Genomic DNA, 4,313 nt, shown 5'->3' with positions numbered 1-4,313 from the left:
CCATCTGGATCGCGGCCCCGATCCACCGGTACATTGCGGCCGTCAACGACATCGAGAGCTTCGAGCGGGGCAAGGGCTTCAACGTCACGAAGCGCCTCAGCTCGCCCCCGAGACTGGAGGACTTCGCTCAGATGCGACTGTCGAAAGAAGAGCTCGACGACCTCCGGGACTGCAAGCTCGGAGATTGCGCGCTGAAGCTGAGCGAAGAAGGCCTCGCGAGGATTCGCGCCGACGTGGACTGGGAGAGCGAGAACGCTCTCGAGGCGGCGGAGTCGGTCGTGCGAGAGCTCGCCTACGAGTACGTGACGGGATACCTCGAGGGAGGCAACCATCGGCTCGCGGTCTATCGGGACAAGTCCCGCCCCACGTTCGTGGCGGAGGAGTTCCGGTCCATGATCGGGCAGATGCCGGAGCTCACGGCCTTTCTTCCCGACGTCCGCCGTTACCTCCTCGAGTACCCCAGCGCCACGCTGCCGGATTCGACGTCGTTTCTGTACTGGCAGGAGACGGAGTTCGGGCTGAAGCCCACCATTCGCATCAGCCATCTGGTGATCCAGGAGGTATCGGACGGTGCGCTGGTCGCGTCGAAGATGCTCTACGCGAGCCATTACTTCTGGACGGCTGTCGAGCTGCGCGCGCTGATTCCCGATCCCTCGCGCGGTCGTGGGTTCTGGCTCGTCACGGTGAGCCGCAGTCGATCCGACGGGCTCAGCGGCTTCACCGGGACTTTCGTGCGTCGCCGAGTTCAAAACGAGGTACGGGACGGGATGCTCGGAGCGCTCCAAGCGACCAAGACCCGGCTCGAGCAGAGCGAGGCCGGCGGACGAGCCCAGGGGAAGTGACTCCGGCGTGTGAGGAGACTACCCCTGTCCGCCTCGAGCTCACCTGAGGCGAAGGCGCGCTTCCTTTCTCACCGCGAGCGCCGGTATCCCGCGAACACGGGCGAGCGCCTCGGGAACTACGGGGCCCGCGTTCCGGTGGGCTAGTTCAGCAGGTGACGTGAAGGATAGCGTTGGTCTTCTTGGGACTCCGCTTCAATTCCTCGATCGCTTCGGCGGTCGGCAGAACGACGACCTCGATGTGGCGTCGCTTTGCTTCAGCCCTGAGCCTCCATTACAGGTAAACCCTGCTGCGCACCGGTACCGACGATGAGCCGGCGGCATTTCCAGGGAATTCTCTCCGCCAGCGACAATGGAGTGTGCCCGTCGGCGCCGCGAAACTTCCTGGAGCGTTCGTTGGATCGGGAATCAAAGGACGATCGCCGGCGACAGGTTTGTTTGCGCCACGTGAATGGCGTCGGCCGCGGCGAACCGGCGCACACCGGCTCGCCCGTGATCTCCTTCTGCCAGCGACCGGCTCGAATGCTTGCCATTGGGCCATGCCGCCGTCATGCGCACCTCATCCCAGGAGCGTCGTCAGCCATGGAGCATCCTCCTGAAGTCGGCGCGCTCGTAGGACGCCGGGTCGGGGATCCGTCCGAAGCTCATGCATCCCCGCATCTCGTCGAGGGAGCTCCACTCGTTCACCTGCATCCATGCTTCGAGGTCGGTACGCAAGGTCCTCAGATGGCGCGGGCCGTTGCGCAGCAGCGCCGAGACCATTTGCGTGGCATGGGCCCCGGCCATCGTAGCCTTCACCACGTCGAGCGCGGTGTGGACGCCTCCCGTCACCGCGAGCGAAGCTTTCACCCGGCCGGCGAGAGCCGCGACTCCGCGAAGCCGCAGGCGGAGGTAAGACGAGTCGGAGAGAGGAAACCAGCGCCGCACCTCGAGCGCGAGGACGTCGATATCCACGTCGTGGAACGGGGTGAAGAGCACGAGCCCATCCGCTCCCGCTTCGTCGAGCCGGCGCGCGAAGTTCCCGAAGGCGGTGAAGAGCAGGGACAGCTTGACGGCGACGGGAATGCGAAGCCCCCGCTTCACCTCCGTCAAGATGTCGATCATCCGGCGCTCGACCTCGGCCCCGCTGGTGTCCGGATCGCTCGCCGCGTGGTAGAGGACGAGCTCCAGAGCGTCCGCTCCAGCCTGCTCGAGGAGACGCGCGTAGGAGGTCCAGCCGCCGGAGGTGGTGCCGTTGAGAGACGCGATCACCGGGATTGCCACGGCCTTCTTCACGCGCTGAAGATGCTCCACGTACTCGTCCGGTCCGAACGCCGAACGGGGATCGGGGGAATAGCTCGTGGCCTCGGCGAAGGACTCCTGGTGGCTCTCAGAAGCGAAGAACGCCGCCATCTGCTCGCCGGTGATCTCTTCCTCCCACAGCGAGCGCAGAACCAGGGCGGCCGCGCCCTCGTCCTCCAGCTTCCGGACCATGTCGAGATCGTCGGTGAGGGGTCCGGAACCCACGATCAGCGGATGCGGCAGCCGGATGCCGAGATAGCTCGTGGTGAGATTCATGGACCTTTCTCCTTGGTCTCCCTGGCTTCACCGACTGGCACGGTGATTCCCGCGAGCTGCTGGTACACCGCGTAGCGGCGCTGCGCCGCGGCCTGGGACTCCTCGAGGAAGCGCTTGTAGCGCTCGGGGTCGACGCGCTCGACCATGCGGAAGCGCGATTCGTTTCTCATGTAGTCGGCGACCTTCGCCTTCGGTGGTCCGTAGTCGAGGTGGAGGGGTGGCTCGCCCTGGGCGATGCGCCGCGGGTCGAAGCGGTAGAGCGGCCAGACGCCCGAGTCCACGGCCAGCTTCTGCTGCGCCATACCCTGGGCCAAGTCGTAGCCGTGCGCGATGCAGTGGCTGTAAGCGATGATGAGCGACGGCCCCGGGTACGCCTCGGCCTCGAGGAACGCCTGAGCCGTCTGAGCCATCTTCGCGCCGAGCGCGACCTGCGCGACGTAAACGTGTCCGTACATGTCGGCGAGGAGGCCCAGGTCCTTCTTTCCGACCGGCTTTCCCGCGGCGGCGAACTTGGCCGCGGCTCCGAGGGGGGTCGCCTTCGACTGCTGCCCGCCGGTGTTCGAGTAGACCTCGGTGTCCATGACGAGCGCGTTCACGTCGCGCCGGTTCGCGAGCACGTGATCGAGCCCTCCATAGCCGATGTCGTAGGCCCAGCCGTCACCGCCCACGAGCCAGACGCTCTTCTTGACGAGATAGTCGGCGAGCGTCTTGAGCCGCCGCGCCTCGGGAAGGTCGATCGATCCGAGCTTCCTCTTGAGCGTCTCCACCCGCTTCCGCTGCGATGCGATTCCCGCTTCGCTTCCCTGGTCGGCCTCGAGAAGCTCCTTCGCGAGGACCTCCCCGACCTGCGTCGACAGCCGCTCGACGAGGGCCCGCGCCGCGGCGATGTGTGCGTCGAGAGCGAGACGGAACCCGAATCCGAACTCCGCGTTGTCCTCGAAGAGCGAGTTCGACCAGGCCGGGCCTCTCCCGTCGCGGTTCGTGGTATAGGGGGTCGTCGGGAGGTTCCCGCCATAGATCGATGAGCAGCCGGTGGCGTTCGCGATGAGCAGGCGATCGCCGAAGAGCTGGGTGAGGAGCTTGAGATAGGGCGTCTCGCCGCATCCGGCGCAGGCACCCGAGTACTCCAAGAGCGGCTCGAGGAACTGCGAGCCCTTGTGGTCGAGCCGTGCTAACGAGGTCCGCGGCATCTCCGGAATCCCGAGGAAGAAGTCGTAGTTCGCGCGCTCGGCCTCTCGAAGCGGTGCCTGGGGTGACATGTTGATCGCTTTGTGCTTGGGGTTCGTCCGGTCCTTGGCGGGGCAGACGTTGACGCAGAGGCTGCAGCCGGTGCAGTCCTCCGGCGCCACCTGGATCGTGAACGCCTTGCCTTTGTACTCCGGGCCCTTGTACGCGGTCGATTGGAAGGCGGGAGGCGCTCCCCCGAGAGCGGTCTCGTCATAGGCCTTCGCGCGGATGGCGGCGTGGGGGCAGACGAGCGCGCACTGGTTGCACTGGATGCAGACCTTCGGATCCCACACCGGGATCTCGAGGGCGAGGTTGCGCTTCTCCCATTTCGCCGTGGCCACGGGCCAGGTGCCGTCGACGGGAAAAGCGCTCACCGGAAGCAGGTCTCCCTTTCCCGCCAGCATCACCGCCGTTACCTTCTGGACGAAGTCGGGGGCGCGCTCGGAGACGAGGGGCGGTCTCGTGCGGGTCGCGCTCGGCTCCTCCGGCACGGGTATCTCGTGGAGGTGAGCGAGCGCCAGGTCCACCACTTCGCAGTTCCGCCGCACGACCTCGGGGCCGCGCTTTCCGTACGTCTTCTCGATCGACTTCTTGATGTGGGCGATCGCCTCCTCGCGGGGCAGGATGCCGGAGATTCCGAAGAAGCAGGTCTGCATGATGGTGTTGATGCGCCCGCCCATTCCCACCTGC

The 4,313-nt window shown here is 66.1% G+C and carries 4 protein-coding genes; 1 reads left to right on the top strand and 3 read right to left on the bottom strand.

Features of this window, described 5'->3' with window-relative positions:
* A partial coding sequence (locus tag VEK15_27865; GenBank protein ID HXV64546.1) for a hypothetical protein occupies window positions 1-842 on the top strand: 842 nt, incomplete at its 5' end.
* Window positions 843-1,247: 405 nt separating this feature from the next.
* Here the strand turns inward: VEK15_27865 and VEK15_27860 are convergent.
* The 3 genes from VEK15_27860 to VEK15_27850 all read right to left on the bottom strand — a co-directional run.
* Window positions 1,248-1,391, bottom strand: a complete 144-nt coding sequence (locus VEK15_27860; GenBank protein HXV64545.1) for a hypothetical protein — start codon at window positions 1,389-1,391, stop codon at window positions 1,248-1,250.
* Window positions 1,392-1,415: 24 nt separating this feature from the next.
* Window positions 1,416-2,396 carry a dihydroorotate dehydrogenase-like protein gene (locus VEK15_27855; protein HXV64544.1) on the bottom strand — a complete coding sequence of 327 codons (981 nt, stop codon included), beginning with the start codon at window positions 2,394-2,396 and terminating at the stop codon, window positions 1,416-1,418.
* The coding region (locus VEK15_27850) for a 4Fe-4S dicluster domain-containing protein (protein HXV64543.1) at window positions 2,393-4,313 on the bottom strand (1,921 nt) is incomplete at its 5' end. The genes VEK15_27855 and VEK15_27850, both read right to left, overlap by 4 nt.

This window comes from Vicinamibacteria bacterium (assembly GCA_035620555.1).
Classification (GTDB): Bacteria; Acidobacteriota; Vicinamibacteria; order Marinacidobacterales; family SMYC01; genus DASPGQ01.
This window is presented reverse-complemented; position numbering and strand designations above follow the sequence as displayed.